The 26863-nt window shown below is 71.7% G+C and carries 24 protein-coding genes; 16 read left to right on the forward strand and 8 right to left on the reverse strand.

Going from position 1 to position 26863, the window contains the following annotated elements; genetic code table 11:
• From ABD120_RS03925 to ABD120_RS03960, 8 genes are all read left to right on the forward strand, one after another.
• A partial coding sequence (locus tag ABD120_RS03925) for a hypothetical protein (RefSeq protein ID WP_343948283.1) occupies positions 1–316 on the forward strand: 316 nt, incomplete at its 5' end.
• On the forward strand, positions 313–1182 hold the full coding sequence (locus ABD120_RS03930; RefSeq protein ID WP_343948284.1) for a carbohydrate ABC transporter permease: 870 nt from the start codon (positions 313–315) through the stop codon (positions 1180–1182). The genes ABD120_RS03925 and ABD120_RS03930, both read left to right, overlap by 4 nt.
• On the forward strand, positions 1175–1990 hold the full coding sequence (locus ABD120_RS03935; protein WP_343948285.1) for a carbohydrate ABC transporter permease: 816 nt from the start codon (positions 1175–1177) through the stop codon (positions 1988–1990). Before ABD120_RS03930 ends, ABD120_RS03935 begins: the two co-directional genes overlap by 8 nt.
• Positions 1991–2026: 36 nt before the next feature.
• Positions 2027–3256, forward strand: coding sequence for an ABC transporter substrate-binding protein (locus ABD120_RS03940; RefSeq protein ID WP_343948286.1), 1230 nt, complete (start codon positions 2027–2029; stop codon positions 3254–3256).
• A 20-nt stretch (positions 3257–3276) separates the two neighbouring features.
• Positions 3277–4374, forward strand: coding sequence for a glycoside hydrolase family 15 protein (locus ABD120_RS03945; protein WP_343948287.1), 1098 nt, complete (start codon positions 3277–3279; stop codon positions 4372–4374).
• Positions 4371–6758, forward strand: a complete 2388-nt coding sequence (locus ABD120_RS03950) for a glycoside hydrolase family 31 protein (protein WP_343948288.1) — start codon at positions 4371–4373, stop codon at positions 6756–6758. The genes ABD120_RS03945 and ABD120_RS03950 overlap by 4 nt, the downstream gene beginning before the upstream one ends.
• A gap of 33 nt (positions 6759–6791) precedes the next feature.
• Positions 6792–8060, forward strand: coding sequence for a protein kinase domain-containing protein (locus ABD120_RS03955; protein ID WP_343948289.1), 1269 nt, complete (start codon positions 6792–6794; stop codon positions 8058–8060).
• Between the two features lie 38 nt (positions 8061–8098).
• On the forward strand, positions 8099–9052 hold the full coding sequence (locus tag ABD120_RS03960; RefSeq protein ID WP_343948290.1) for a hypothetical protein: 954 nt from the start codon (positions 8099–8101) through the stop codon (positions 9050–9052).
• Between the two features lie 93 nt (positions 9053–9145).
• Here ABD120_RS03960 and ABD120_RS03965 read toward each other — a convergent pair whose 3' ends face one another.
• Together ABD120_RS03965 and ABD120_RS03970 are read right to left on the reverse strand one after the other, a co-directional pair.
• Positions 9146–9517, reverse strand: a complete 372-nt coding sequence (locus tag ABD120_RS03965; protein ID WP_343948291.1) for a DUF5130 family protein — start codon at positions 9515–9517, stop codon at positions 9146–9148.
• Positions 9518–9617: 100 nt separating this feature from the next.
• Positions 9618–9905 carry a hypothetical protein gene (locus ABD120_RS03970; RefSeq protein ID WP_343948292.1) on the reverse strand — a complete coding sequence of 96 codons (288 nt, stop codon included), beginning with the start codon at positions 9903–9905 and terminating at the stop codon, positions 9618–9620.
• Between the two features lie 393 nt (positions 9906–10298).
• Between ABD120_RS03970 and ABD120_RS03975 the strand changes: the two genes are divergently transcribed.
• The 4 genes from ABD120_RS03975 to ABD120_RS03990 all read left to right on the forward strand — a co-directional run bounded on the left by ABD120_RS03975 (position 10299) and on the right by ABD120_RS03990 (position 14793).
• Positions 10299–11117: a nuclease-related domain-containing protein gene (locus tag ABD120_RS03975; protein ID WP_343948293.1), complete on the forward strand. Its 819-nt coding sequence runs from the start codon at positions 10299–10301 to the stop codon at positions 11115–11117.
• Between the two features lie 102 nt (positions 11118–11219).
• Entirely contained in the window at positions 11220–13058 is a 1839-nt protein-coding gene (gene ilvD / locus ABD120_RS03980) for a dihydroxy-acid dehydratase (protein ID WP_343948294.1), read from the forward strand.
• Positions 13059–13274: 216 nt separating this feature from the next.
• A complete protein-coding gene (locus tag ABD120_RS03985; protein ID WP_343948295.1) occupies positions 13275–13772 on the forward strand; it encodes a WYL domain-containing protein in 498 nt (165 codons plus the stop codon).
• Between the two features lie 76 nt (positions 13773–13848).
• Positions 13849–14793, forward strand: a complete 945-nt coding sequence (locus ABD120_RS03990) for a serine hydrolase (RefSeq protein ID WP_343948296.1) — start codon at positions 13849–13851, stop codon at positions 14791–14793.
• A gap of 3 nt (positions 14794–14796) precedes the next feature.
• Here ABD120_RS03990 and ABD120_RS03995 read toward each other — a convergent pair whose 3' ends face one another.
• The 3 genes from ABD120_RS03995 to ABD120_RS04005 all read right to left on the reverse strand — a co-directional run bounded on the left by ABD120_RS03995 (position 14797) and on the right by ABD120_RS04005 (position 16474).
• Complete coding sequence (locus ABD120_RS03995; protein ID WP_343948297.1) at positions 14797–15015, reverse strand: FmdB family zinc ribbon protein; 219 nt, start codon at positions 15013–15015, stop codon at positions 14797–14799.
• A gap of 102 nt (positions 15016–15117) precedes the next feature.
• The gene (locus ABD120_RS04000; protein ID WP_343948298.1) at positions 15118–15927 is read right to left on the reverse strand and encodes a GNAT family N-acetyltransferase; all 810 of its coding nucleotides are present in this window, start codon (positions 15925–15927) and stop codon (positions 15118–15120) included.
• A 40-nt stretch (positions 15928–15967) separates the two neighbouring features.
• Positions 15968–16474, reverse strand: coding sequence for an HNH endonuclease (locus ABD120_RS04005; protein WP_343948299.1), 507 nt, complete (start codon positions 16472–16474; stop codon positions 15968–15970).
• Between the two features lie 264 nt (positions 16475–16738).
• Between ABD120_RS04005 and ABD120_RS04010 the strand changes: the two genes are divergently transcribed.
• Complete coding sequence (locus ABD120_RS04010) at positions 16739–18778, forward strand: prolyl oligopeptidase family serine peptidase (protein WP_343948300.1); 2040 nt, start codon at positions 16739–16741, stop codon at positions 18776–18778.
• A 2-nt stretch (positions 18779–18780) separates the two neighbouring features.
• Here ABD120_RS04010 and ABD120_RS04015 read toward each other — a convergent pair whose 3' ends face one another.
• Positions 18781–19611, reverse strand: coding sequence for a metallophosphoesterase family protein (locus ABD120_RS04015; RefSeq protein ID WP_343948301.1), 831 nt, complete (start codon positions 19609–19611; stop codon positions 18781–18783).
• A gap of 485 nt (positions 19612–20096) precedes the next feature.
• Between ABD120_RS04015 and ABD120_RS04020 the strand changes: the two genes are divergently transcribed.
• Positions 20097–22886, forward strand: a complete 2790-nt coding sequence (locus tag ABD120_RS04020) for an AAA family ATPase (RefSeq protein ID WP_343948302.1) — start codon at positions 20097–20099, stop codon at positions 22884–22886.
• A gap of 12 nt (positions 22887–22898) precedes the next feature.
• On the opposite strand, the gene purU is transcribed toward ABD120_RS04020, so the two are convergent.
• Both purU and ABD120_RS04030 read right to left on the reverse strand, forming a co-directional pair.
• Positions 22899–23741 carry a formyltetrahydrofolate deformylase gene (gene purU / locus ABD120_RS04025; RefSeq protein WP_343948303.1) on the reverse strand — a complete coding sequence of 281 codons (843 nt, stop codon included), beginning with the start codon at positions 23739–23741 and terminating at the stop codon, positions 22899–22901.
• Positions 23742–24100: 359 nt separating this feature from the next.
• Positions 24101–24982, reverse strand: coding sequence for a TIGR03620 family F420-dependent LLM class oxidoreductase (locus ABD120_RS04030; RefSeq protein WP_343948304.1), 882 nt, complete (start codon positions 24980–24982; stop codon positions 24101–24103).
• A 36-nt stretch (positions 24983–25018) separates the two neighbouring features.
• Here ABD120_RS04030 and ABD120_RS04035 point away from each other — a divergent pair, with 36 nt between their 5' ends.
• Entirely contained in the window at positions 25019–25375 is a 357-nt protein-coding gene (locus tag ABD120_RS04035) for an ArsR/SmtB family transcription factor (protein WP_343948305.1), read from the forward strand.
• Between the two features lie 229 nt (positions 25376–25604).
• On the forward strand, positions 25605–26828 hold the full coding sequence (locus ABD120_RS04040) for a S8 family serine peptidase (protein ID WP_343948306.1): 1224 nt from the start codon (positions 25605–25607) through the stop codon (positions 26826–26828).
• Positions 26829–26863 lie beyond the last annotated feature (35 nt).

A 26863-nucleotide genomic window follows, 5' to 3' on the forward strand; every position in this document is an offset into this window, starting at 1 on the left:
CGTCTTCGACGCGGCCGGGGCGGTGCTGGGGCGGGCCACCGCGGGGCTGGTCAACGTCGTGGACCCGGAGGTGGTCGTGATCCTCGGCGAGGGAACGGCGCAGTGGGCCCACTGGCGTACCGGCTTCGAGCCCGCGCTGCGGGCGCACCTCATGCCCGGCCGCAGGGACGTCGCCGTCGAGGTCGAGAGCTGGGACGACACGAGCTGGGCCCAGGGGGCGGCGGCGCTGGTGCTGGCGACGCCGTTCGACGCGGCGGGCGCGGCGGGCGAACAGGGACGGCTGGTGCGCGCCAGACTGATCGGAACGGCCCCATGAGCGCCGGGCGGCGGCTCAGGTACACCGCGACGGTCCTGGTGTTCCTGCTGCCCAGCCTGATCCCGCTGGTGCTGTACACGCTGGTGCCGATGGCCGGGTCGCTGTGGACGAGCCTGCACGAGTGGGACCTCATCACCGACATGCGCTGGGTGGGGCTCGGCAACTACGCCGAACTGCTGTCCGAGCCCGGGACGTGGGCGGCCTTCGGCAACACGCTGTACTTCATCGCCGGATACCTCCCCCTCGTGTACGCCGGCGGGCTCGGCCTGGCGCTGCTGCTCGACCGGGCCATGCGCGGCCGCGACCTGCTGCGCGGGATCTACTTCCTGCCGGTGATCACGAGCTGGGTGGTCGTGGCGCTCATGTGGAAGTGGCTGCTCAACCCGGCGGACGGCCTGGTCAACCGGGCGCTCGGGCTGGTCGGGATCGACGGGCCCGGCTGGTGGACCGACCCCGACTGGGCGATGCCGTCGGTCATCCTCGCCTCCGCCTGGAAGGACCTGGGTTTCGTCATGGTGATCCTGCTGGCGGGCCTGCAGGCGATCCCCCGCGAGTACGCCGAGGCCGCGCGGGTGGACGGCGCCTCGGCGTGGCAGCGCTTCCGCCGGGTCACGCTGCCGCTGCTGTCGCCCTCGACGTTCTTCGTGGCGGTGATCTCGCTGATCAACGGTTTCCAGGTGTTCGACCAGGTGCGGGTCATGGCGGGCGGCACCGCGCAGGTCGTCGTCACCCAGATCTACGACCTCACCTTCCGGTACGGCAGGGCGGGCGCGGCCGCCGCGCTGTCGTGGCTGCTGTTCGCGCTGGTGCTGGTCGTGACCGTGGTCCAGATCCGGGCGCAGCGGCGGTGGGTGACGTATGGGTAGCTGGATCGGCTGGGCACGCCGGCTGGTGGTCACCGCGGGGGCCCTGGTCATGCTGTTCCCGTTCGCGTGGGCGGTCGTCACCTCGCTGACGCCGGGTGGGACGGTGTCGGCCGTACCGTCGGGCCTCCCTGCCGAGGGCGCCGGGCTGGACGCCTACCGGAGGCTGCTGGAGACGCTGCCGTTCTGGCGGATCCTGCTCAACAGCGTGTGGATCGGGGTGGCCTCGACCGCGTTGCAGCTCGTGACCGGTGCGATGGCGGCGTACGCGTTCGCGCGGCTGCCGTTCCCCGGGCGTGGGGCGCTGTTCGGGGGGTACCTCGCGACGCTGATGATGCCGCTGCCCGTGCTCGTGGTGCCGCTGTTCCTGCAGATGCGGGCGCTGAACCTGGTGGACACGCACTTCGCGCTGCTGGCGCCGACGATCGCCTCGGCGTTCGGGGTCTTCCTGCTGCGGCAGGCGATCAGTCAGGTGCCCAAGGAGTTCGACGAGGCGGCGGTGCTGGACGGCGCCGGTCATTTCCGGATTTTTGCCTACATAGTGGTGCCGTTGATTCGGCCGGCGCTCGCGACGTTCGCCGTCTTCGGGTTCATGGCCAGCTGGAACGGCTATCTCTGGCCGCTGATCATCATCAGGTCGCCGGAGCTCATGACGCTGCCGCTGGGGCTGGCCACCCTGCACGGGCAGTTCACCACCGAGTGGGACGTCGTGATGGCCGGGTCGGTGGTCAGCGTGGTGCCGATCCTCGTCCTCTACGTCTTCGCGCAGAAGCACGTCATCGCCAGTGTCGCCCAGAGCGGGCTCAAGTAAAGGAACACCGGTATGTCCCGAAAAATCATCGTATTGGTGGCTACCGCGCTCTTGGCCAGTGCCTGCTCGCAAGGGTCGGCCACCAGGACCGTCCCCGGCGAGGGCGGCAGGACCACGCTGCGCTACTTCGCCTTCTCCGCCGCCCCCGACCACACCGCCGACCTCGACCGCATCGTGGCCGCCTTCGAGCAGGCCAACCCCGCGATCGACGTGAGCGTCGAGACCGCCCCCTTCGACCAGTACTTCACCAAGCTCCAGACCGCCATCGCCGGCGGCACCGCCCCCGACACCTTCGAGCTCAACTACGAGAACTTCGTCACCTACGCGGCGGCCGGATCCCTGCGCGACCTCGGGACGCTCGCCGCCGGGGGCGACGGCGCGAAGTACGCGACCGCCTCGCTCGACGCCTTCAAACACGGCGGCAGGCAGTTCGCGCTGCCCGCCTCCTTCTCCACCGTCGTGCTCTTCTACAACAAGGACCTGTTCGACAAGGCGGGGGTGAAACCGCCCACCGCCGACTGGACCTGGGCCGACGAGCAGGCCGCCGCCGAGCGGCTGACCGACAGGAAGGCCGGGGTGTACGGCGACTACCAGCCGGTCCAGTTCTTCGAGTTCTACAAGACCCTCAAGCAGGCGGGCGGGGAGTTCCTGACGGCCGACGGCGGGAAGTCCGCCTTCGACAGCCCCGCCGGGATCAAGGCCGCCACCTGGCTGGTCTCGAAGATCGGCACCACGATGCCCACCGAGGCCGAGACCGGCGGCGCCGCCGACTACGACACCGGCCTGTTCAAGTCCGGAAAGCTGGCCATGTGGCACAACGGCATCTGGCAGTTCGCCGGGCTCAAGGACGTGCCCTTCACCTGGGACGTGGTCGTCGAACCCGGGGACCGTACCAAGGCCAGCGCCGTCTTCCACAACGCCGTCGCCGTCTCCGCCACGACACGGAACGCCGAGGCCGCCTACGCCTGGGCCCGCTTCCTCAGCTCGTCCGACGTGGCCGCGAAGACGCGGATCGACTCCTCTTGGGAACTGCCGCCTGTGTCCGACCAGAAGCTGCTCGCCGGATACCTGAAGGACCCGAAGCCCGCAGGCCGCCAGGCCGTCTTCGACTCGCTGACGTCGATCGCGCTGCCACCGGTGATCAAGCGCCAGCAGGAGATGCAGGACGCCGTGACCGAGGAGTTGTCCGCCGCCGCCTCGGGCCGCGCCTCCGTCGAACAGGCGCTGAAGAACGCCGCCGCCAAGGTCGACGCCCTGCTGGGCTGACCGTACAGATCAGGAGAACCGTGTCACTCGTCGCGCACAGCCTCGACGTCATCCGCAGGTATCAGTCGCCCGGCGGGGCCTATCCGGCCGCGCCGTACTTCTCCGCCTACCAGGGGTACTCCTGGTTGCGCGACGGCGCGTTCATCGCCGAGGGGGTGAGCAGGCACGGCGACGCCGCCGGGGCCGCGGCCTTCCACCGCTGGTGCGCCCGCGTGATCGGCGAGCGGGCCGGACGGGTGGACGCGCTCGTCGCCAGGCGGCGGCCGATCCCGCCCGGCGACATGCTGCCGACGCGCTTCACGCTCGACGGGCGCGACGGCGAGGACGGGTGGTGGGACTTCCAGCTCGACGGGTACGGCACGTGGCTGTGGGCACTGGCCGAGCATTGCGCGCGGCACAGTGTCACACCCGGCGCCGTACCAGGGGTCGAGGAGGGCGTGCGGACGGCGGTCCGCTACCTGAGCGCGTTCTGGGACCTGCCCTGCTACGACTGGTGGGAGGAGCACGTCGAGCACCGGCACGTGGCCACGCTCGGCGCCGTCCACGCCGGGCTGCGGGCGGCCGTACGGCTGGACCTGCTGCGTCCCGCCGAGGCCGAGGCCGCGCGCGCGGCGGCGGCGGGCGTCCAGGCGCTGGCGGCCGCCGAGGGGATCGTGGACGGGCGGCTGCGCAAGTGGCTCGGCTCGGACGCCGTGGACGGCAGTCTGCTGGCCTGCGTCACGCCGTTCGGCCTGTACCCGGTCGACCATCCGGTCGGCGCGGCCACCGTCGCGGCCGTCGAGGAGCGGCTGGCGCGCTCGGGCGGCGTGTACCGGTATCTCGACGACACGTTCTACGGCGGCGGACGCTGGGTGCTGCTGGCCGGGTTCCTCGGCTGGAGCCACGCCCGCGCCGGGCGCCTGCCCGAGGCCCGTCGCCACCTGTCCTGGATGGAGGCGCAGGCCACCCCGGACGGCGATCTGCCCGAGCAGGTCTCCGACCTGCTGCTCGCACCCGAGCGCGAGCGGGAGTGGGTGGAGCGGTGGGGGCCGGTCGCGACGCCGCTGCTGTGGTCGCACGGCATGTACCTGATCCTGGCCGACGAACTGCGCTCCTGCGTGCGAACGGAGAACCCGTGATCCGCCATCGGCCCTACGGCTCCGGACATCCGTACGCGGTGACGGAGGACCAACGCATACCGGCCGAACCGCTGGCAGGGCAACCGGTGGAACTCAGGGTCCGTGCCTCGGCCAGGGTCGTCTCGGTGGTGTGCGAATGGCACGTGGACGACGCCGCGCCCCTGGCCCTCCCCCTGTCCCCCCTCGGCGACCCCGCCCGCCCCCAGGCCCCACCCTCCGAACACCACTCCCCTGCGGCGATCTCCGAGCGCCGCCTGTCTCCGGCGGCACCCGAACAGCGTCTCTCCGCGACGGCTTCCCCGCGCCGGTACGGCGAGGAGGAGTACGGCGGTGACCGGCGCAACGAGAACGGCGGCCAGCAGGCGAGCCAGGGAACGCCCGTCGACGGTGGGCACCTGGCGGCGGCTCAGGCGAGGGCGGCGCGGGCCGCTGCCGGGGCCTGGCGGGTCGTGACCGCGCCGCTGGAGATCGGCAGGCGCTACCGCTACCGGTTCCGGGCGGTGCTGGACGGCGGCGGCACCCGTACGACGAAGTGGTTCGAGACCACGGCGGCGGCCTGGTCGGACACCGGTGGGAAGCTGCACGTCGAGGCCCCGGAACGGCTCGGCAGCGTGCGGTGGCTGGCGGACGGCGACCGGGTCAGGCGGGTGCGGTTCGAGCTGGCCCTGCGACCGGGCGAGCACGTGGTGGGGTTCGGCGAGCGATTCGACGCCGTGGACCAGCGGGGCCGCGACCTGGACGCGGTCGTGTTCGAGCAGTACAAGGGCCAGGGCGCGCACGGCCGGACGTACCTGCCGATGCCCTTCGCGCTGGTCGTCGGCGCGGAGCGGAGCTGGGGCCTGCACGTGGCGACCTCCCGCCGCACCTGGTACTCGATCGGCGGCACACCGCATGCGGAGGCCGGGGCGGACGGCGTGCTGCGGGTGGAGGCCGAGGTGGGCGAGGACGCGGAACTGGCCGTCCGTGTGTACGGCGGGGCTCCGGCGGAGGTGCTGGACGCGTTCCTGGACGAGGTCGGCAGGCCGGTCGAGTTGCCGTCGTGGGTCTTCCGGCTGTGGGCCAGCGGCAACGAGTGGAACACGCAGGAACGCGTGATGTCCGAGATGGACCGGCACAGGGAGCACGGCATCCCGGTGGGCGCGCTGGTCGTCGAGGCGTGGAGCGACGAGACGACCTTCACCGCCTTCCGCGGCGCCGAGTACGAACCGTCCGAGGAGCCGCACTCCTACCGGGACTTCACCTTCCCGGCGGACGGCCCGTGGCCCGACCCGAAGGGCATGGTCGAGGAACTGCACGCGCGCGGCGTCAAGGTGCTGCTGTGGCAGATCCCGCTGCAGAAGACCCGGCCGCATCCCCGCCATCAGGCCGAGGTGGACGCGCGGCAGCTGGTCGAGCGGGGCTACGGCGTCCGGGAGGCGGACGGGAGACCGTACCGGAACCGGGGCTGGTGGTTCCCGCTGGCGCTGATGCCCGACCTGTCCGACGAGGAGGTACGCGCCTGGTGGACGGGCAAACGGCGCTACCTGGTGGACGAGGTGGGGATCGACGGGTTCAAGACCGACGGCGGCGAGCACGCGTGGGGCCACGACCTGCGCTACGCCGACGGGCGGCGCGGCGACGAGGGGAACAATCTCTTCCCCGTCCATTACGCGCGGGCCTTCGGCGACCTGCTACGGCGGTGCGGCCGGGCGCCGGTGACGTTCAGCCGGGCGGGCTTCGCCGGTTCGCAGCCGCACGGCGTGTTCTGGGCCGGGGACGAGGATTCGACGTGGGAGGCGTTCAGGTCGTCGATCCGGGCCGGGATCACGGCTTCGGCCTGCGGGATCGTCTACTGGGGCTGGGACCTGGCCGGGTTCTCCGGCGAGGTGCCGTCGGCCGAGTTGTATCTGCGGGCGGCGGGGGCGGCGCTGTTCATGCCGATCATGCAGTACCACTCGGAGTTCAACGGCCACCGGCTGCCGTCGCGCGACCGTACGCCGTGGAACGTCGCCGAGCGGACGGGCGACGACAGGGTGCTGCCGGTGTTCAGGAGGTTCACGCAGGTCAGGGAGCGGCTGGTGCCGTACCTGAGCGAGCAGGCGGGCAGGGCGGTCGCGGGCGGGGCGCCGCTGATGCGGGGGCTGTTCTTCGACCATCCGGACGATCCGGAGATCTGGCGCTTCCCCCTCCAGTTCCAGCTCGGGGACGCGCTGATGGTCGCACCCATCACTTCTCCCGAAATTTCGGAAATTTCGGTGTACCTGCCTGCCGGTGACTGGGTGGACGTCTGGTCCGGAATGCCGTACGCGGGCGGGCGGGAAGTCCTGCTCAAGGCGCCGATCGAGCGGCCGCCGGTGTTGTGCAGGGCCGGGCAATGGGCGGGTATACGGGCCGCGTTCGACTGACTCGGCGGGGTCCGGCTTGTTAGCCTCGAAGACGTGCTCGGAGCAGGGACCACACTCAGCGACCGCTACCGGCTGACCACCAGGATCGGCGGTGGCGGCATGGGCGAGGTGTGGCGCGCGTCCGACATCGTCCTCGGCCGCGAGGTCGCGGTCAAGGTGCTGACGCCCGCCCTCACCGAGCACGCCACCTTCGTCCAGCGCTTCCAGAACGAGGCGCGGGCCATGGCCACCCTCAGGCATCCGGGCGTCGTCGACGTCTACGACTACGGCCTGGCCGTCGTCGGCGGGCGCACGATCAGCTACCTGGTGATGGAGTACGTCCCCGGCGAGTCGCTCGACCTGATCCTGCGGCGTGAGCCGCTCAGCCCGGCCCGCACGATGCGACTGGTCGCGGAGGTGGCCGACGCGCTGGCGGCCGCCCACGCCCAGGGCATCGTGCACCGCGACGTCAAACCGGGCAACCTGCTCGTACGGCCCGACGGGCGGGTGGCGCTGGGCGACTTCGGCATCGCCCACTCGGCCTCCGCAGGCCAGCTCACCGCGACGGGCGCGATGCTCTGCTCGGCGGGCTACTGCGCGCCGGAGATGGCCACGGCCAGCGATGTCAGCCCCTCCGTCGACGTCTACGCGCTGGGCGTGGTCGCCTACGAGTGCCTGACCGGACGGCTGCCGTTCGATGGCGACACCCCGGTGCAGATCATCTACAAGCACCTGCACAGCGCCCCGCCGCCGCTGCCCGACTCGGTGGCGCCCGGTCCGCGCGGCGTGGTGACCAAGGCGCTGGAGAAGTCCCCGGAGCGCCGGTGGGCCTCGGCGGAGGAGATGGGCCTGGCCGCCCGCCGCGCCCTGGCGGAGCCGCGCGAGCCGCTGGCGCGCAAGCCCCGGCGTACCCTGGTGGGCGCGTTCGCGGTCGGCGCCGCGCTGGCCGTGAGCGCGACCGTCGTCGGCATGCTCTGGATGCGGCCCGCCACCCCGGCGGAGGACCGGGCGACGCTGTTCGACCCCGTGGTGACCACCGAGGTCCCGACCCCGACCCGGACACAGGTCCGCAACCGGCCGCCCGCGCCGAGCGCCAAACCGGCCCAGCCGCCCAAGCAGCCGCCGAACACCACGCACGAGCCCAAGCCGAAACCGACGGTGACGCCGTCGCCCACCCTGCCGACATCCCCGCCGACCAGCACGAAGCCGCCGGAGCCCACGCCGACGCCGCCGCCGGCCACCCCCGAGCCGCCGGAGCCCACACAGGTGCCTCCGGCCGAGCCCACCGGCGACCTCCAGTGCATCAAGGAGCCCTGTCCCTGAGGCACTTCGGACCTCTCCGGACATGAGAGGGTTGTCGCGTGGACACGACCCGCGATCTGCTCGTCGCCCTCGCCCACCGCTATGCCTTCTCCGACCTCGGTGACCTGGCCGGTGACGAGGAGGTGGCGGCCGTGTGCGAGTTCGGTCACCGCATCCTGTCGCTCGACGCCGAGGACTTCAACGTCGAGGCGCGGGCCGTGCCCGCCGAGTTGCGGCGCCGGGCGCGGGCCTGCCACATGCCGCAGACACCGCGCGAGCAGCCGCGAGGGGCGCTGGAGTCGCTGCGTCCCGCGTACGGCCTGCTGCTGGAGGTCATCGCGATCCGGTGGCACCGGCGGGAGCTGAGCCCGATGATCGCGGCCGTCCACATCGCCAGCGAGTACCTCCCGCTGCTGGCCTTCGAGCCGCAGCTCGGCCACGCGGGCGACCCCGGGCGATGGCCGGACGGGCTGAGCGCCGAGGGCAGCCGGTTCGGCGTCATCGGCGACCGCGACTGCGACCACACCAAGTCGGAGCAGTCGGCGACCAACCGCACGCTGCGCGTCGCGGGCGAGCCGCCCGAGGGGTGGCGGGCCTACTTCGACCGGCAGCACAGCCAGTTGGCGGGTGCGCTGGCGGTGTGCATGGCCGCCTGCCGCAACCCGTGCACGGCGATGAACTGGATCGACCCGCCCGCCCGTTCCGGACTGGGCACCAGGGCCAGGAGCGCCCTCGCATTCGCCGACACCCCTCTCGTCCGGCTGCGCCACGCCGCACCCGTCGGCCACGGCTTCGGTGTGCCGTCACCGGAGGAGGTGCTGGACGCCTGGGAGCGCAGCCGGGCGGTCCTCGACAAGAACGAGGTGGGCAGCGCGGCGCTCAAGGACGACGGGTTCCCGCTGCCTGGCCTGCCGTCGTTGTTCTCCGCGGTGGCCGACGCGCCGATCACGCCGTCCACGCTGGTGAAGGGCGTCAGCGAGCACGTGGTACGGCTCCTCGGCCGCCGGGGCTGACCCGGAAGCCGAGAACGGTGGTACGGCGGCCAGGGCTGACCCGGAGGCCGAGAATGTGGTGCGGTTGCTCGGCTGCCGGAGCCGGCCCGGAGGTCAGCGGCGGGCGGCGGCCTGCTGCCCGAGGGTGGCGAAGCCGTACACGAGGCCGCCGGCGAGGTCGCCGCCGCTGAAGGCGGTGGCCATCGCCCGTGCGGTCGCGCGGCAGGTGCCGTCGGTCAGCCGTCCCCTGGCGTTCTCGCCGGTGACGATCTCCAGGGCGCGGGCGTCGAGGTCGACGAGCACCAGGACGGCGTCGGGAGACTCGGTGCCGTAGGCGGCGTGCAGCCGTTCCGCGAAGTGGCGCCTGCCTGCGGCGGGTAGGCCGTTCCTCGCGCACACGAACAGGCCGAAGCGCAGACCGCTGCGGCGTTCGGCGGCGCGCAGCGCCCGGCGGACCTCGTCGGCCTGAGCCGTGGTGAGCATCATGGCGTCGTCACGATGGGCGTCACGGCGGGCTTCATGGCGGGGGTCACAGCGGGGGTCACAGCGGGCTTCATGGTGGGCGTCACGGCTGGCACAGCCACGTTCACCACCCCGCCGAGGCGCCGCCGACGTGTCTGCCGGGTTCTGCGGTCTCCGCCGCAACTCGCCAGTCGGTGCCCCGGGTGGCCGCCCAGGCGGGCGGGTGGTCCATGAGGACGAGGTCCGAGCTGCCGACGCCGTGTTCGGCGCCCGACGGGCCGCCCATCCAGACCGGTTCCGCGCCGCCGCCGGGCCGGCGGCGTCCTGGAGCCATGACCGCGACAGCGATCAGCAGGGACGCGCCCAGGGAGGCGCCGAGGAGTGTGCCGAGGATCTGCCACGCGGAGTCCACCTCCTGAAGGTAACCCCGTCGCCGCCGCCCGGCCAGAGGTGCGAGGGACCCACCTCAGAAGGTGCGGGAGCCACTTCAGAAGGTGCGCGGGAGGCACCTGCGAAGGTGTTCGGGGCATCTCGGAGACCGCCCGGATGCATCTCTGCCGCGCCTGCGCTCAAGGTGATACCGAACTGATTCGACCAGAGAAATATCCCTTTTTGCGAATCTTGTCGGCCCGCACCGGTGCGGAGAGTTCACACTGCTCACCCACCGTGCCGACAAGTCCGGATCTTTAGCGACGAATGGCGTAGATACCCGGAAAACGGACGCAGAACACCGCGTCACGAGCCACAAAACTGTGGACGCGTCAACACTAGGAATTCCAGGGAACGGCAAGCTACCGTGAGTCACGTGGACTCCGACCACCAGCGAGAAGACAGTCACACAACGTCACCGATCTGGGTGAGCGACCGGCCGGAGAGCGAGCAGCCCGAGGCCGAGGACGCCGCGCCCACGTCGGCGTACGTCGAGCGGGCCTCGCTCAAGGCGCTGTTCGACCAGCCCCGGGTCCGGCGCCTGCGCACGCGCGCCATCGTGGCCCTCGCGGTCGGCCTGGTCATCGGCTTCCTCCTGCGCGACTGGCGGCTCGGCATCACCGCGGCCGTCATCGCCGCGATCGCCGACTCCCTCTACCACTCCCGCTCGTCCTCGACCGTGCCCGCCTGGCGGCGCTCGTCGATCGCGGAGCGCCGCACCGAGGCGCAGTTGAAGCGGCTGGAGCGCAACGGCTACCGCACCCTGCACGCCAGGGCGATCCCGGGCACCGAGGCACAGATCGACCACCTGGTCATCGGCCCGACCGGCGTGTACGCCGTCGACTCGGAGAAGTGGGACAAACGTCTGCCCGTGCGGGTCCAGATGGGCAAGAAGCTCTTCCACGGCCCCTTCGACATGAAGCCGCGCCTGTCCGAGGCCATGATGGAGGCCACCAAGGCCGGTGAGCTGATCAGCCAGGCGTACGGGCGCGAGATCACCGTCACGCCGTCGCTGGCGATCTACGGCCCGCCGGTCCCGTGGAAGATCATGACGATCCGGGGCGTGCACGTGTACGAGGGCGCCCGCGCCCGCAGGTGGATCACCAAGCGAGAGCAGGCGCTCACGAGCGCCGAGATCGACCGGCTGCACGAGATCGCCACCGAGGTGCTGCCCGCCCGCTACGGCGACGGCTAGCAGGTTCCGTCCGCCCGCTGTTTCGATCCTTGGACACCTCGTCCCGCCTGTCGGGCGATGGCCGTACCATGTGAGGACTCAGCAAGCGACGGGAGAAGCACAATGCCTGCCCTCAGGTCACGCACGGTCACCCACGGTAGGAACATGGCCGGAGCCCGGGCCCTCCTCCGGGCGACCGGCGTAGCCGGGAGCGACTTCGGCAAACCGATCATCGCGGTGGCCAACAGCTTCACCCAGTTCGTGCCCGGCCACGTGCACCTGCGCGAGGTCGGCGACGTCGTCGCGGCGGCGATCCGCGAGGCGGGGGCGATCCCGCGCGAGTTCAACACGATCGCGGTCGACGACGGCATCGCCATGGGCCACGGCGGCATGCTCTACTCCCTGCCCTCGCGCGAACTCATCGCCGACGCGGTCGAGTACATGGTCGAGGCCCACTGCGCGGACGCGCTCATCTGCGTCTCCAACTGCGACAAGATCACACCGGGCATGCTGCTGGCGGCCATGCGGCTGAACATTCCGACCATCTTCGTCTCCGGCGGGCCCATGGAGGCGGGCAAGATGCCGGGCAAGAAGCTCGACCTCATCGACCCGATGATCGCCTCCGCGGACGACAGCGTCTCCGACGCCGAACTGCTGGAACTGGAGGAGAACGCCTGCCCGACGTGCGGGTCCTGCTCCGGCATGTTCACGGCCAACTCGATGAACTGCCTGGTCGAGGCCATGGGCCTGGCCCTGCCCGGCAACGGCACCATCCTGGCCACGCACAAACGGCGCAAGCTGCTCTTCGAGGACGCCGGGCGAGCGATCGTCGAGCTGTCCAGGCGCTACTACGAGGAGGACGACGCCTCCGCGCTGCCGCGCGCCATCGCCACCCGCGAGGCGTTCGAGAACGCCATGGCGCTCGACGTGGCCATGGGCGGCTCCACCAACACCATCCTGCACATCCTGGCCGCCGCCCGCGAGGCCGAGGTCGACTTCGGGCTCAAGGAGATCAACGAGATCTCGCTGCGGGTGCCGTGCCTGTGCAAGGTGGCCCCGGCCACGGACAAGTACCACGTCGAGGACGTGCACCGCGCGGGCGGCATCCCGGCCATCCTCGGCGAACTCGACCGCGCCGGGCTGCTCCACCGCGACGCCAAGACGGTCAGCGGCGGCAGCCTCGCCGACCTGCTGGCCGACTGGGACGTGAAGTCGCCGACCGCGCTGCCCGAGGCCACACGGCTGTGGCACGCGGCGCCGGGCAACGTCCGCACGGTCAAGCCGTACTCCCAGGACAACCAGTGGGACGACCTCGACCTCGACCGTACGGCGGGCTGCATCCGCGACCGCGAGCACGCCTACTCGGCCGACGGCGGCCTGGCCGTCCTGTACGGCAACATCGCCAGGGACGGCGCGGTGGTGAAGACCGCCGGCGTGGACGAGTCGATCTGGACGTTCTCCGGCCCCGCAGTGGTCTTCGAGTCGCAGGACGACGCGGTCGAGGGCATCCTCGGCGGCCGGGTGCGCGCCGGCGACGTGGTCGTGATCCGTTACGAGGGTCCCAAGGGCGGCCCCGGCATGCAGGAGATGCTCTACCCGACCTCCTTCCTCAAGGGCAAGGGCCTGGGCAGGACGTGCGCGCTCGTCACCGACGGCCGCTTCTCGGGCGGCACCTCGGGGCTCTCGATCGGCCACGCCTCCCCCGAGGCCGCCGAGGGGGGCGCGATCGCGCTGGTCCAGGACGGCGACATCATCGACATCGACATCCCGGGCCGGTCGATGGACCTGAGGGTGCCGGAGGAGGAACTGGCGGCGCGGCGGGAGCGGCTGCTGAGCGAGCTGGGCGGCTACCGGCCGCGCGAGCGCAGGCGGCCGGTGACGGCGGCCCTCCAAGCGTACGCGGCGATGACGACGTCCGCGTCCACGGGCGCCTCCAGGGATCTGTCGCAGCTTTCGCGCTGACCGGGCGACCGCAAGGGCTGGGGCGGCCCGACGGCCTGCCCCTGCCCGTCTGATGGCCTCCCGCTGCCTACTCACGCCTGCCCCCTGTCGCCCTGCCCTTCTGACGGCCTGACGGCCTGACGGCCTGACGGCCTGACGGCCTGACGGCCTGACGGCAAGGTGAGGTTGTCGTACGGGCTTTCGAGAAATGTCAGTCTCGAAAGCTAGAATTATGCTATGGGGAGAGACGGAACGCACACTCGTTCGCTGACGACCGCCGAGATCGCCGCCCTAGCACTGTCCCTGGCCCATCTGGGCTCCGGGCCGCAGGCCGCCACCGCCCGGCGCGGCCTGCGGCACGCCTTCGAGACCTTCGACCTCGACGACGACGTCGTCACCGCCACGCTCACCACCCTCACCGAGCCGCTCGACGACGACGTGGCCTCGCGGGCCCGCGTCATCGCCGACGCCATCACCAGCCGCCTGGTCATCCGCCTCCACTACCGCGACGCCGCCGACTCGATCACGGTCCGCGACGTCGACCCGGTCACCTGCCTGGTCCACCGGCAACACTGGTACCTCGTCGGCGTCTGCAGGCTGCGGCACGGCATCCGGGCCTTCCGCTTCGACCGGGTGATCGCGGTCGAGCCCACGCTGATCTCCGCACGCCCGCACCTGGCCGACCGGTTCCTGCCGTTCCAGCGCCGCAGACTCCCGGCGGGCAAGGTCGCCTAGCCCCCCGGAAATCTTGGGTGGCCGATTGCCTTGAGCGCCCCCGGACGTTGGCCTGGGCGATGACAGGCTCGCGCTCATGTCCGTCCGGGGGATCTCACTCGTCGTCGCCCTGCTGCTGATCACCTCGGCCTGCGCCGACCTGCGCACGGCCACGTTGATCTCGTCGGCGCGGGCGGGCGTCAGGCCGGCCGCCTCCGCCGGCTCGCTCACGCTCCCCCGGCTCGTCATCGGGCCGGGCTTCTCCGGCACGCTCACGGCGGCGCTGCCGGGGGCGGCGGGCTCGGGCGAGCAGGAGCTGGCCGCGCCCGAGCGGCGCAGGCTCGACCGGGTGCTGCGCCACTACCTCGCCGAGCGGCCGGGCCGGGCGGCGGTCGCGGTGTTCGACCGCACCAGCGGCACCAGGTACGCCTTCGGCGACCGGCACTCCTTCATGCTGGCCAGCGTCGCCAAGGTGGACATCCTGCTGGCCCTGCTGCTCAAGGCGCACCAGGGGCTGAGCGACCACCAGCGGCAGCTGGCCGTCCGCATGATCCGCTACAGCGACAACGACTGCGCGCACGAGCTCTACGAACAGGTCGGCGGGGCCGACGGCCTCACCCGGGTGCTGCGGCGGCTCGGCATCCAGGGGACCCGGCCGCAGGCGTCCTGGGGTACGTCGCTGAGCAGGCCGTCCGACCAGGTGAAGGTGCTCGATCGGCTCACGGGCGCCGACGGGCCGATCACGGCGGCCGAGCGGCGTTTCGCGCTGGGGCTGATGGCGTCGGTCACGCCGGAGCAGGCGTGGGGCGTGAGCGCGGCCGCCCCACGCGGCCGGGTGGCGCTCAAGAACGGGTGGCTGCCCGCGAGCGCGCATGGCGGTCTGTGGACGGTCAACAGCGTCGGCCGCCTGCGCACGAGGGGCCGCGAGCTGCTGATGGCCGTCCTGTCGGAACGCAGTCCGACGATGGAGTCGGGTGTCGAGACGGTGGAGACGCTGGCGAGGCTGACGGCCAGGGCGCTCACCGCGACGGCGCCGCTGTGAGCGTCAGCCGGAGCAGCAGCCCCCGCCGCAGCAGCCGCCGCCACCTCCACCGCCGCCTCCGGCGGGCGCGGAGGAGCCGCCGGTCATCGCGACCGTGGACAGGAGTTTGACGGTGTCCTCGTGGCCGGACGGGCACACGGCGGGCTCGCCGGAGGCCGACATGGAACGGGAGACCTCGAAGGTGGAGCCGCAGGCCCGGCAGCGGAAATCGTAACGTGGCATGGCCTCAGCCTAAGCGCCCGTCTCCCGGGACCGCAGCCCGGTCCTCGGATGCGGGGCGGTGGGTCGAACCCCGGTGGGAAGCGCTCTGCTCCGTCATCACCGTCAGTCGGCGAACACGATGTGCGAGAAGTCGTCCACCGGCTCGTAGCCGATCGAGCGGTACACCGAGTTGCTGGTGCTGTTGGCCAGGTCGGCGAACAGGACGACCTGGCGGCAGCGTTCGGCCAGTCCTGTGTTGCTGACGTGGGCGGTCACGGCGGCGGCGTACCCCCTCCTGCGGCGCGACGGCGGCGTGTACACGGGCCCGATACGGCTGACGCCGCCCGCGGACGGCGACAGCGCCGCCATCGACACGGGGGCGCCGTCGTCCTCCCAGAGGAACAGGTCGCCGGCGGCCAGCCGGTGGCGCACCTTGTCCTCGACGTCGCCCCGGTTGCCCACCAGGACCTCGGCGCCGAACGCCTGGTACCAGCTCACCAGCAGCGGGAAGTCGCCCGCGACGGCCCGGCGGCCCCGCCCGGGGACCTGGGGAGGGGTGAGCGTGCCGAGCCGGTAGAGGCGCTCCTCGACGACGGTGTCCGTCGGGGCCTTTCGGGCCTCGGCGAAGGCTCTGGCCAGGTCGCGCCGTCCCATGACCGAGGGGATGTGCCGCTCGCCCAGCGCGAGCGCGAGCTCGGCCACGGCCTCGACCGGCATGAGGGCGAGCCCCACCGGCGACGGCGGGGTGCGGAAGGCGACGCCACCGACCCGGCCGCCGGTGCTCCACCAGCCGAAGAAGGCGCCCGCCGAGGGCATCCCGTCGCGTACCCCCGCCATGACCGTGAGCGGGACCGTGTTGCGCACGGGATCTCGCCGCATGTACTCGAACGCGGCCTCGGGGAAGGCGGCGATGTCCTCGGTGAACGACCACATGCCGCGATCTTGGCAGATCACGGCATGTGGCGACAAAAGATTAAGCCGCCTCCTCCAGGTAGGGCGCCCACTGCGGATCACCGACGAGCGAGGCTCCGATGAGCCGCCAGTGGGCGCCGCGTGGCACCACCGGGGCGACGCGCAGCGTCCACCCCAGCTCCTCCAGGAACTTGTCGGCCTTGCGGTGATTGCAGGGAGTGCACGAGGCCACGCAGTTCTCCCACGTGTGTGTGCCGCCTCTGGAGCGGGGGATGACGTGATCGATGGTCTCGGCCTTCTGGCCGCAATAAGCACAACGGTAGTCGTCTCGCCGCATGAGAGCCGCCCTGGTCAGGGGAATGCGCGAGCGGTACGGAATGCGGACGTATCGTCTCAGCCTGATCACCGACGGCACGTCCAGCGTGCAGCTGGCCGAGCGAAGCACCGCGCCTCTGCCGTCGCGGTGCACGACGTCCGCCTTCTCCCGCAGCACCAGGACGACGGCCCGGTGCATGGAGAGCGTGGTCAGGGGTTCGTAGGTGGCGTTCAACAACAGGACTTGGCGCATCACGGGGACCCTCCCCGCTGGGCGCGTATCAAAGGGGACATGCTGTGGCATGTCCCGGCTGGCGGCCCCTCCTGGGGCACTGATGCTTCCGTCACGTGGACCTCCGCCGGACGGCCCAGCGGATGGTCACCACGGCGCCGCCCTTCGCCCAAGTCTGGCGTCAAGGATGCGCGACCCGCCACCCCATTAACGGGCTGATGAGGCGCACAGTCTGTTTTATGCCCGCATCACCAGGGCTTTACGCCACGCCGGTAGGGTTCAGGCATGTACCCGACCGCACGCCGTGAAGATCTCGTCGACGACCTGCACGGGACGCCCGTGCCCGACCCGTATCGCTGGCTGGAGGACTCCGACGGCCCCGAGACCAAGGGCTGGCTGCTGGCCCAGGAGCGGCTGTTCAAGGAGCAGGCGGGGCCGCAGCGGTTCAAGACGCGCATCACGGAGCTGCTGCAGTCGGGAGCGGTCGGCGTACCCGCCTGGCGCGGGGAGCGCCGCTTCTTCTCCCGCCGCCTTCCCGGCCAGGAGCACGCGGTCTACTACGTCGCCGAGGCGGACGGCACCGAGCGGGCGCTCGTCGACCCGATGGCGCTCGACCCGTCCGGCCTGACCACGCTCGACGCGGTCCAGCCCGACAAGGAGGGCCGCCTGCTCGCCTACCAGATCTCGGTCGGCGGCGACGAGGAGTCGGTCCTGTACATCATGGACGTGGCCACCGGCACGCGGATCGAGGGCCCGATCGACCGCTGCCGCTACTCCCCCATCGCCTGGCTGCCCGGCGGCGAGGCGTTCTACTACGTCAGGCGGCTGCCGAGCACCGAGGTGCCGGAGAACGAGCGCCAGTTCCACCGGCGCGTCTATCTGCACTGGGTCGGCACCTCCACCGAGGAGGACGTGGTCATCTTCGGCGACGGCCGGAAGATGACCAACTACTACGGCGTCTCCGTCTCTCGCGACGGGCGCTGGCTGCAGGTCTCCGCGCACGAGGGCACCGCCCCGCGCAACGACCTGTGGGTGGCCGACCTCCATGCCTCCCGGCTCGACCGGCCCGGCCTGAAGGTCGTCCAGGAGGGAGTGGACGCCCAGACCGGCCTGACGTTCGGCCGCGACGGACGACTGTACGTGCACACCGACCGCGACGCCCCCCGGGCCCGGATCTGCGTGGCCGACCCGGCCGAGCCCACCGTGTGGCACGACCTGGTCGCCGAGGACCCCGAGGCGGTGCTGTCCGGTTACGCGATCCTCGACGGCCTCGACGAGCCGGTCATGCTGGTCGGGTGGACCAGGCACGCGATCTCCGAGATCTCCGTGCACGACCTCGCGACCGGCGCCCGCAAGGGCGGCGTGCCGACGCCGGGGCTGGGCTCGATCGGCGGGATCGCCGAGCGCCCCGAGGGCGGCCACGAGGCGTGGTTCGGCTACACCGACAACACCACCCCGCCCACGATCCAGCGCTACGACGCCCGTACCGGGGAGACGACGTTGTGGGCGGCCTCCCCCGGGGCCGTCGAGGTCCCGGCGGTGAAGACCTCGCAGGCGGTCTACCGGTCGAAGGACGGCACCGACGTCCGCATGCTGATCATCGAGCCGGTCGACCGCGACGGGCCGCGCCCGACGATCCTCAACGGTTACGGCGGGTTCGGCATCTCGATGACGCCCGGCTACTCCGCTTCCATCCTCGCGTGGGTCGAGGCCGGTGGCGTGTACGCCATCGCCAACCTGCGCGGCGGCGGCGAAGAGGGCGAGGAGTGGCACCGGGCGGGCATGCTCGCCCACAAGCAGAACGTCTTCGACGACTTCCACGCCGCCGCCGAGCACCTGGTCGCCGCCGGGATCACCACCTCGGCGCAACTCGGCGTCTCGGGCGGCTCCAACGGCGGGCTGCTCGTGGGCGCGGTGCTGACGCAGCGGCCCGAGCTGTACTCGGCCGTCGTGTGCTCGGCGCCCCTGCTCGACATGGTGAGGTATGAGAAGTTCGGGCTGGGCGCGACGTGGAACGTCGAGTACGGCTCCGCCGCCGTCCCGGAGGAGTTCGCCTGGTTGTGGGCCTACTCCCCCTACCACCGGGTCCGCGAGGGCGTGGCCTATCCGGCGACGCTGTTCACGGTCTTCCAGTCCGACAGCCGGGTGCACCCGCTGCACGCCTGGAAGATGTGCGCGGCCCTGCAGCACGCCTCCTCGGGCCGGGGGCCGATCCTGCTGCGCAACGAGGCGGAGGTCGGCCACGGCGCCCGGTCGCTGAGCCGTACCATCGAGTTGTCGGCCGACACGCTCACCTTCATGGCCGGGCAGCTCGGCCTGGACTGAGGTCAGTCGGCGGGCAGGATCTTCCTCAGCAACCCTCTCGGGTGGCCGCGCCTGCGCCACTCGCGCGGGTAGCCGATCGAGACCTCCTCGAAGCGCACGCCGTCGTACACGGTCGTCCTCGGAATGTGCAGGTGACCGTAGACGGCGGCGGCCGTGGGGAAGCGGCGGTGCCAGTCGGCGGTGCGCACGGTGCCGCACCATTGCGCGAACTCGGGGTGGTGCAGCACGTCCGTGGGCTGTCGTACCAGCGGCCAGTGGTTGACCAGCACCAACGGCAGTTCGTCGCCGGCGGCCGTGAGGCGGCGTTCGGACAGTTCCACGCGCGCGGCGCACCAGGCGATGCGATCCGGGTACGGGTCGGGGTGGAGCATGAACTCGTCCGTGCACACCACTCCGGCGTCGTATGCCTGCTCGATGGCCTGCTGCGGGGTCGCGGCGGTGGCGGTGCGGAAGGTGTGGTCGTAGAGGACGAACAGCGGCGCGATCCGCACCGGCCCGCCGGCCCCCGACCACACCGGATAGGGGTCCTCCGGTGTCAGTACGCCGAGGGCCCGGCACAGCCCGACCAGGTGCTCGTAGCGCGCAACGCCGCGCAGTTGGAGGGGGTCGGCGGGGACCGTCCACAGCTCGTGGTTGCCCGGCACCCACACGACCTGGGCGAAGCGGCGGGCCAGCATGCCGAGGGCCCATTCGATGTCGGCGGCGGTCTCGGCGACGTCACCGGCCACGATGAGCCAGTCCTCGTCGCCTTCCGGCCGTAGCCGTTCGGCCAGCGGGCGGTTGTCGGCGACGCCCACGTGCAGGTCGCTGACCGCCCAGAGTGTGCCCGTCACGTCAGTCGCGCGAGAGTTCGTGAAGAGTGACCATGGTTGTCACCATATCGTCAGGCGCGGCGGGTTTCTCAAGGGGGTTCATAATCCTCGCACTTTTCAAATATTCACCGGCGGAAAACAATAGGCGTTCGCCGGAACGGCGAATTCGGAATTGAAGCAGCACCCGTCCGGGTCGCCGCCCACGGCCCGGCCCATGATCGTCCGCGCCCGGCGGACGGCGAAGGCCGGCGTTCACGCGCTGCTGACACCTTCACCCATGATCGTCAAGCCCTCGTACGGCGGATGAGCTGGTCGGAGACGACGCCATGCGCCGGAATTTTGCAATGAATGCAAGGTGCTCAAATCACTTTGCCGCATATTGCAGGCTATGAAGTCAGATGGCAGACTCGTTCGGGTGCCCCGACCCCACCCGACACACCCGGCACAAGCCCTCCGACCGCACACCATTCCTATCGCATTACGGTATTTACTGAAGGACGGAGCAGATGGTATTAGCCGAACGGGGCGAACAACTCCGTTTCCTGTCTGAGGTCTTCGAGGGTGCCCGTGACGGCAGGGGCTCGGCCGTCGTCATCGACGGATCGGCCGCCACGGGCAAGAGCGCACTCCTCCACCGCTTCTGCGAGCAGGTGGCGGAAGCCGGCGGGCTGGTCCTGACCGCCGCCGGATCGGTACCCGGCAGCCGCCTCCCCCTTGAGGTGATGAGCCAGCTCTTCGGCACCGTCGTCCCGGGCCGGGACGACCCGGAGGAGCTCGGGAAGCTGCTGTACGAGAGCGCCGTCGCCACCATGTGGTCCGATGAGGGGAACGAGGCCGCCCAGCAGGTGCTCGCGCCCGTCATGCACCGGCTGTGGAGCACGCTGGTGTCCCTGTCGGCCGAGCGGCCGGTGCTCGTCGCGGTGGACGACGTCCACCACGCCGACCCGCCCTCGCTGCGGTTCCTGCACTACTTCGCCCACCGGCTCAGGGAGGCGCGGATCCTCCTCGTGATGACCGAACTCGATCGGCACGGCCTGTCCCTTCCGGTGCTCGGCCCCGAACTCCACCACCTGCCCCACAGCCACCGGCTGCGGGTCGCGCCGCTTACCGAGGAGGGGGTGGCGACCGTCCTCGCACGTCACGGCCAGGGCCGCCGCGCCGCCGCCCACCACGCGCTCACCGGCGGCAACCCGCTCCTGCTCCAAGCCCTGATCGCCGACCGGCCCCGGCAGCGGCAGGCGACACCTCGCCCGGGTATCGCCGACCGGCCCCGGCAACGGGGGGAGACACCACACCCGGGCATCGCCGACCGGCCCCGGCAGCCGGAGGAGGCGCCGCACCCGGGTGAGGAGTTCGCCCGCGCGGTGTTCGCCTGCCTGCGGCGCGGCGGCGAGGAGACGATGGACATCGCGCGCGGCCTCGCCGTCCTCGGGCCCGGTCGCCCGGAGCTGCTCGCCGGGCTCCTGGCGACCGACCCGGCGCGCGTGGCCCCCGCCCTGCGCGCGCTCACCTCCGCCGGGCTGCTCGCCGACGGCGACCTCCGCCATCCGCACCTCGCCACGACCGTCCTGCACGCGCTCGGCCAGGAGCAACGCGCTCGCCTCCACCTGCGCGCCGCCCGCCTGCTGCACGACGGCGGCGCCGGCGCCGGCGAGATCGCGGCGCAGCTCACCGCCGCCGGATCGGCCCCGCTGCCGTGGATGCCGGAACTCCTCGCGACCGCCGCCCGCGACGCCCTCGCCGACGACCGGGTGGACCGCGCCGTCGCCTACCTCGAACTGGCCGGGCGGTCGGCGGCCGACCGGGGCGAGCGCGCCCGCTACCTGCTGGGGCTGGCCGGCGCGGAGTGGCGCACCGACGCCGCCAAGGCCCTGCGCCACCTGCCCGAGCTCGCCGAGAGCGTCCGGAACGGCGACCTTTCGGGTCTCGACCGGATCAGGGCGGCGAAACTGCTGCTGTGGTACGGGCGCCTCGACCGCCCCGGCGAGCTGCTGGAGGGTCTGGCCGCCGAGGACGCCGAGGATCTCAGGCAGTGGCTCGCCCTCGCCCTGCCCCGGTTCGCCGAGCCCGGCCAGGCCCTCGCGGGCGACCGTGACCGCACCACCCTGCTGCCGGTGCGCGAACTCGAAGTGGAGGCCACGCACGCGCTGGCCGCCGTCCTCACCCGGGGCGGTGACGCCGAGGCCGTCGTCCAGGCCGAGCGGGTCCTGGAGAGCGTACGGCTGGACGACAGCACCGTCGAGCCCATCGTCTCTGCCCTGCTCGCCCTCGTGTACGCCGACCGGACCGACCGCAGCGCCCGCTGGTGCGCCGTGCTGTCCCGCGAGGCCGCCGCCAGGCAGGCGGCGAGCTGGCAGGCGCTGATCACGGCCGTGGAGGCGGAGATCGCGCTGCGCCGGGGGGTCCTGCCACAGGCCGAGCGCCTCGCGGACGCGGCGCTCGCGCTGCTGCGTCCCCACGGCTGGGGCGTCGCCGTCGGGCTGCCGCTGTCCACGCTGCTGCTGGCCACGACCGTGCTCGGCAAGCACGACGCGGCCGCGCTGCGCCTGGCCCAGCCGGTGCCGGAGGCCATGTACGGCACCCGGTACGGCCTGCACTACCTGTACGCCAGAGGCCGCTACTTCCTGGCCACCGAGCGCTACCACGCCGCGCTCGCCGACTTCACCAAGTGCGGCTCGCTCATGTCCGCCTGGCGGCTCGACATGCCCGCGTTCATCCCCTGGCGTACCGGGGCGGCCGCGGCCCACCTCGCCATGGGACGCTCCGACCAGGCCCGCAGGCTCGCCACCGAGCAACTCGACCGGCCGGGCGCGGGCGGGCCGCGCACGCGCGGCATCACCCTGCGGGTGCTCGCGGCCGCCAGCGAACAGCGCAGGCGCCCGCCGCTGCTGAAGGAGGCCGTCGAGGCGCTCAAGGAGGGCGGCGACCGGCTGGAGCTGGCGTGGGCGCTGGCCGACCTCAGCTCGGCGCAGCGCGCGCTGGGCCAGACCGGGCACGCCCGTACCACCGGCCGCTTCGCCTCTCAGGTCGCCAGGACGTGCCAGGCGTTCCCTCCTCCCGCCACGCGCGGCAGGCCCCGCGAGGTGGCGCCGCCGCCGGAGGACGCGGACGGCATCAGCGCGCTCAGCGACGCCGAACGCCGTGTGGCGGCACTCGCGGCCCGAGGCGAGACCAACCACGAGATCGCCCGCAGCCTGTTCATCACCGTCAGCACCGTCGAGCAGCACCTGACGCGCGTCTACCGCAAGCTCAGGATCTCCGGCCGCGCCGAGTTGCCCACCGAACTCGCCTCATGACCGCCCGGGAGGCTAGCGGTGGAAGACGATGGTCTTGTGGCCGTCGAGCACCACCCGCTGCTCGGCGTGCCACCTGACGGCGCGCGCCAGCGCCACGCACTCGACGTCGCGGCCGATCGCCACGAGATCCTCCGGCGTGTGGCTGTGGTTGACCCGCGCGACCTCCTGCTCGATGATCGGCCCCTCGTCGAGGTCGGAGGTCACGTAGTGCGCGGTCGCGCCGATCAGCTTCACGCCCCTGGCGTGCGCCTGGTGGTACGGCCTGGCGCCCTTGAACGACGGCAGGAACGAGTGGTGGATGTTGATCGCCCGCCCGGCCAGCTTCTCGCAGAGGTCCTCGGAGAGCACCTGCATGTACCGGGCCAGCACCACCAGGTCGACCTGGTAGTGCTCGACCAGCGTGAGCACCTCGGCCTCCTGCTTCGGCTTGGTCTCCGGGGTGATCGGCAGGTGGTGGTAGTCGATCCCGTACGACTGCGTGAGCGGCCGAAGGTCCGGGTGGTTGGAGGCGACGGCCACGACCTCGATGTCGAGGCCCCCGGAGCGGACCCGGTAGAGCAGGTCGTTGAGGCAGTGGCCGAACCTGCTGACCATGATCAGTACGCGTGGCTTGCGGGCGACGTCGCGCAGCTTGAACTCCATCGCGAAGTCCGGCGCCAGCGCCGCGAAGGCGGCGCCCAGCTCGTCCTCGCCGACGGGGGCCGTGAACTGCACCCGCATGAAGAAGCGCTCGGCTCCGAACTGCTGGCTCTCCTTGATGTTGCAGCCGTGCCCGGCGAGCAGCCCGGACACGGCGGCGACCACGCCGGGCCGGTCGGGGCAGGACAGAGTCAGGACGAATTCGGATGTGCTCATGCCTTCACTCTCAAACAGAACGCCGCAACCTGACCTGCGCAGACTACCTTCCCCACCGCGCCGGGCCCGCGCGCCGGGCCGCGATCGGTCCCGGTTTCGCCGCCGAGGGCGCACGTCCGGGCGTCACGGCGGGGACGGGTGCGGTGCGGAGCGTCTTCCTGGAGGCCGCCCGCCCGGGTCGGCGGGTGGCGGGTGGGCGGGGCCGGCCGTGACGGCGGGTCCTGCGAAAACGGCGGGCCCATTGAAAGAACGGCGGGCCCTGCGAAGGCGGCGGGCCCGTTGAAAACGGCGGGTCCTTCGAAGACGGCCGGGCCGGCAAGAACGGCGGGTCCTGCGGGGACGGCGGTGTACTCGGACGGCTACAGCAGCGGCGCGGACAGGCGCCGCAGCTGGGTCAGTGCGTCGGCGAGGTCGGGCCCGCCGGCCGTCAGCGGCTGGATCGCCACATGGTCGGCGCCGGCCGCCAGGTGGGCGTGCACGCGGGCGGCCACGGCCTCCTCGTCCCCCCACGCCACCAGCGCGTCGACCAGGCGGTCGCTGCCGCCGTCCGCGAAGTCGGCGTCGTCGAAGCCGAGCGTGCGCAGGTTGTTCACGTAGTTGGGCAGCATCAGGTAGACCGACATGTGCTCGCGGGCCACCCGGCGGGCGGTGTCGGGGTCGGGCTCGACCAGCACCGCCTGCTCGGGCACCAGGAGGCGGTCGGGACCGAGGATCTCGCGGGCCAGCGCCGTGTGCTCCAACGGGACGAAGTACGGGTGGGCGCCGTCGGCGTGTTCACGGGCGAGTTCGAGCATCCTGGGGCGCAGCGCCGCCAGCAGGCGGGGCGCCGGGCGCGCGGGCTCCGGCACGTCGGTCTCGACCGTGTCCATGGCCGTCAGGTAGGCGCGCATCGCGGCCAGCGGCTTGCTGTAGTCGTGTCCGCGCAGCTGGACCAGGATGTCGTGGCTGACGCCGAGGCCGAGGACGAAGCGGCCGGGGAAGGCGTCGCCGAGCGTGTCGGACTCCGCCGCCGTCGCCGCCGCGTCGCGGGCCCAGATGCTGGCGATGCCCGTGGCGACGCTGACGCGCTCGGTGGCCGCGAGCAGGACGGCCGCCGACGTGAACGGCGCGCGGCCGCCCGGCGCCTCGTTGACCCACACCGAGCCGTAGCCCATGGCCTCGATCTCGGCCGCCGCCTCGCGCGCGGGCTGTGTGGGCCCCGACCCCAGCTTGGCGTGCCAGACTCCGATGCGTCCTTCCACGGTCGCCCTCCCAGACGGCTAAGATGTTCGATCGAGATGGAACAGTACACCCATGATCGAGTCGGGTCGACCAAGGGGCCGGCGATCAGCCACACCCCACCGGCCGAGACGTCCCTGCAGGCCGCGCTCGGCGCGCTGGCCGACCCCGTGCGCCGCGGCATCGTCCGCCGCCTGGCCGCCGTGCCCGACTGGACGCTGCCGTGCGGCACGTTCACCGACCTGCCCGTGGCGAAGTCCACGCTGAGCCACCACTTCTCCGTGCTGCGCGACGTCGGCCTGCTCGAACAACGCGGCGAGGGCGCCCGCCGCCTCAACCGGCTGCGCCGCCCGGAGTTCGACTCGCGCTTCCCCGGCCTCCTCGACCTGATCATGAACGAGGAAGCCCCGGGCTAACCCCTTCGCACCGCCAGGCTTGCGCAAGCGGCCTCTTCAGACATGCCCCGGGAGCACGAATTGTCGGGTACGAAAATATTCCGCCTGCGCCCTTTAGCGCGATTAATGGCCACATAAACCTCTTTGTGTAAAAATCAGATAAATATCCACTCACGCTATGGAATGAATTGACCCTGTCTGTCAATCTCGGCTTGCGCACCCGACCGGGTGCCGGAGCGGAGGATCTCCTGTGCGCAAAACGCCCCTTGCAGTCCTCTTCGCAAGTTCCCTCGCCCTCGCGGTGTTCCCGGCATCAGCCGTGAGCGCCGCCGCCCCAGACCCCGTGAGCGGCTACATCGTCGTGCTCGAAGACGACGCGAACGCCCCCGCCCTGGCACAGACCCAGGCACAGGCCCACGACGCCACAGTGGACCAAGTCTACACCCACGCGTTACGCGGCTACTCGGCGAAGATGTCCGCCAAAGCCGCCGCCGAACTGGCCAAGGACCCCACCGTGCAGTTCGTGCAGCCCGACCGGACGGTGACCACCGCCGTCCAGACCCTGCCGACCGGGATCAACCGGGTCGACGCGGAACTCAGCCCCACCGCCGCCATCAACAACGTCGACACCAGGGTCAACGTCGACGTCGCGGTGATCGACACCGGCATCCAGCTCAACCACCCGGACCTGAACGTCTACACAGCCGGTGCCAGGAACTGCAACACCGGCACCAGCGCCAATGACGGCAACGGGCACGGCACCCACGTCGCGGGCACCATCGGCGCCCTCGACAACAACAACCAGGTCGTCGGCGTGGCCCCCGGCGCGCGGCTGTGGCCGGTACGCGTGCTCGGCAACACCGGCAGCGGCACCTGGGCGCAGGTCATCTGCGGCATCGACTACGTCACCGCCAACGCCTCGCAGATCGAGGTCGCCAACATGAGCCTCGGCGGCGTCGGCACCGACGACAACAACTGCGGCAACTCCAACAACGACGCCATGCACCGGGCGATCTGCGCGGCCGTCAGGGCGGGCGTGACCTTCGTCGTCGCCGCCGGCAACAACAACGGCAACTCGGCCAACTCGGTGCCCGCGGCCTATGACGAGGTCATCACGGTCAGCGCGCTCGCCGACTTCAACGGCCTGCCCGGTGGCGGAGCGGCCCCCACCTGCCGCACCGACGTCGACGACACGCTCGCCGACTTCTCCAACGACGGCGCCGACGTGGACCTGATCGCCCCCGGTGTCTGCATCCTGTCCACATGGACCGGCAGCGGCGTCAACACCATCTCCGGCACGTCGATGGCCAGCCCGCACGTCGCCGGCGGGGCGGCCCTCTACAAGGCCAACAACCCCGGCGCCTCCCCCGCGGCGGTGAAGGCCTCGCTGCAGGCCACCGGCACGCTCAACTGGAACAACGTCGACGACTACGACGGCATCAAGGAGCGGCTGCTGTACGTGGCCGGCTACTGATCGAAATGCCCTCGACGGGCTCACGGACGCCGGGC

Origin of the sequence: Nonomuraea longicatena, assembly GCF_039525605.1 — a bacterium.
GTDB lineage: Bacteria > Actinomycetota > Actinomycetes > Streptosporangiales > Streptosporangiaceae > Nonomuraea > Nonomuraea longicatena.

Bases quoted from the DNA above. Each gene is read 5' to 3' on its own strand.
- ABD120_RS04010 (WP_343948300.1), top strand. From the start codon at position 16,739: ATGTACCCGACCGCACGCCGTGAAGATCTCGTCGACGACCTGCACGGG.
- ABD120_RS04000 (WP_343948298.1), bottom strand. From the start codon at position 15,927: ATGTGGTCGTTCACCGAGGACATCGCCGCCTTCCCCGAGGCCGCGTTC.
- purU (WP_343948303.1), bottom strand. From the start codon at position 23,741: ATGAGCACATCCGAATTCGTCCTGACTCTGTCCTGCCCCGACCGGCCC.
- ABD120_RS03935 (WP_343948285.1), top strand. From the start codon at position 1,175: ATGGGTAGCTGGATCGGCTGGGCACGCCGGCTGGTGGTCACCGCGGGG.
- ABD120_RS03965 (WP_343948291.1), bottom strand. From the start codon at position 9,517: ATGATGCTCACCACGGCTCAGGCCGACGAGGTCCGCCGGGCGCTGCGC.
- ABD120_RS03930 (WP_343948284.1), top strand. From the start codon at position 313: ATGAGCGCCGGGCGGCGGCTCAGGTACACCGCGACGGTCCTGGTGTTC.
- ilvD (WP_343948294.1), top strand. From the start codon at position 11,220: ATGCCTGCCCTCAGGTCACGCACGGTCACCCACGGTAGGAACATGGCC.
- ABD120_RS03985 (WP_343948295.1), top strand. From the start codon at position 13,275: ATGGGGAGAGACGGAACGCACACTCGTTCGCTGACGACCGCCGAGATC.
- ABD120_RS04005 (WP_343948299.1), bottom strand. From the start codon at position 16,474: ATGCGCCAAGTCCTGTTGTTGAACGCCACCTACGAACCCCTGACCACG.
- ABD120_RS03990 (WP_343948296.1), top strand. From the start codon at position 13,849: ATGTCCGTCCGGGGGATCTCACTCGTCGTCGCCCTGCTGCTGATCACC.
- ABD120_RS03995 (WP_343948297.1), bottom strand. From the start codon at position 15,015: ATGCCACGTTACGATTTCCGCTGCCGGGCCTGCGGCTCCACCTTCGAG.
- ABD120_RS04020 (WP_343948302.1), top strand. From the start codon at position 20,097: ATGGTATTAGCCGAACGGGGCGAACAACTCCGTTTCCTGTCTGAGGTC.
- ABD120_RS04035 (WP_343948305.1), top strand. From the start codon at position 25,019: ATGGAACAGTACACCCATGATCGAGTCGGGTCGACCAAGGGGCCGGCG.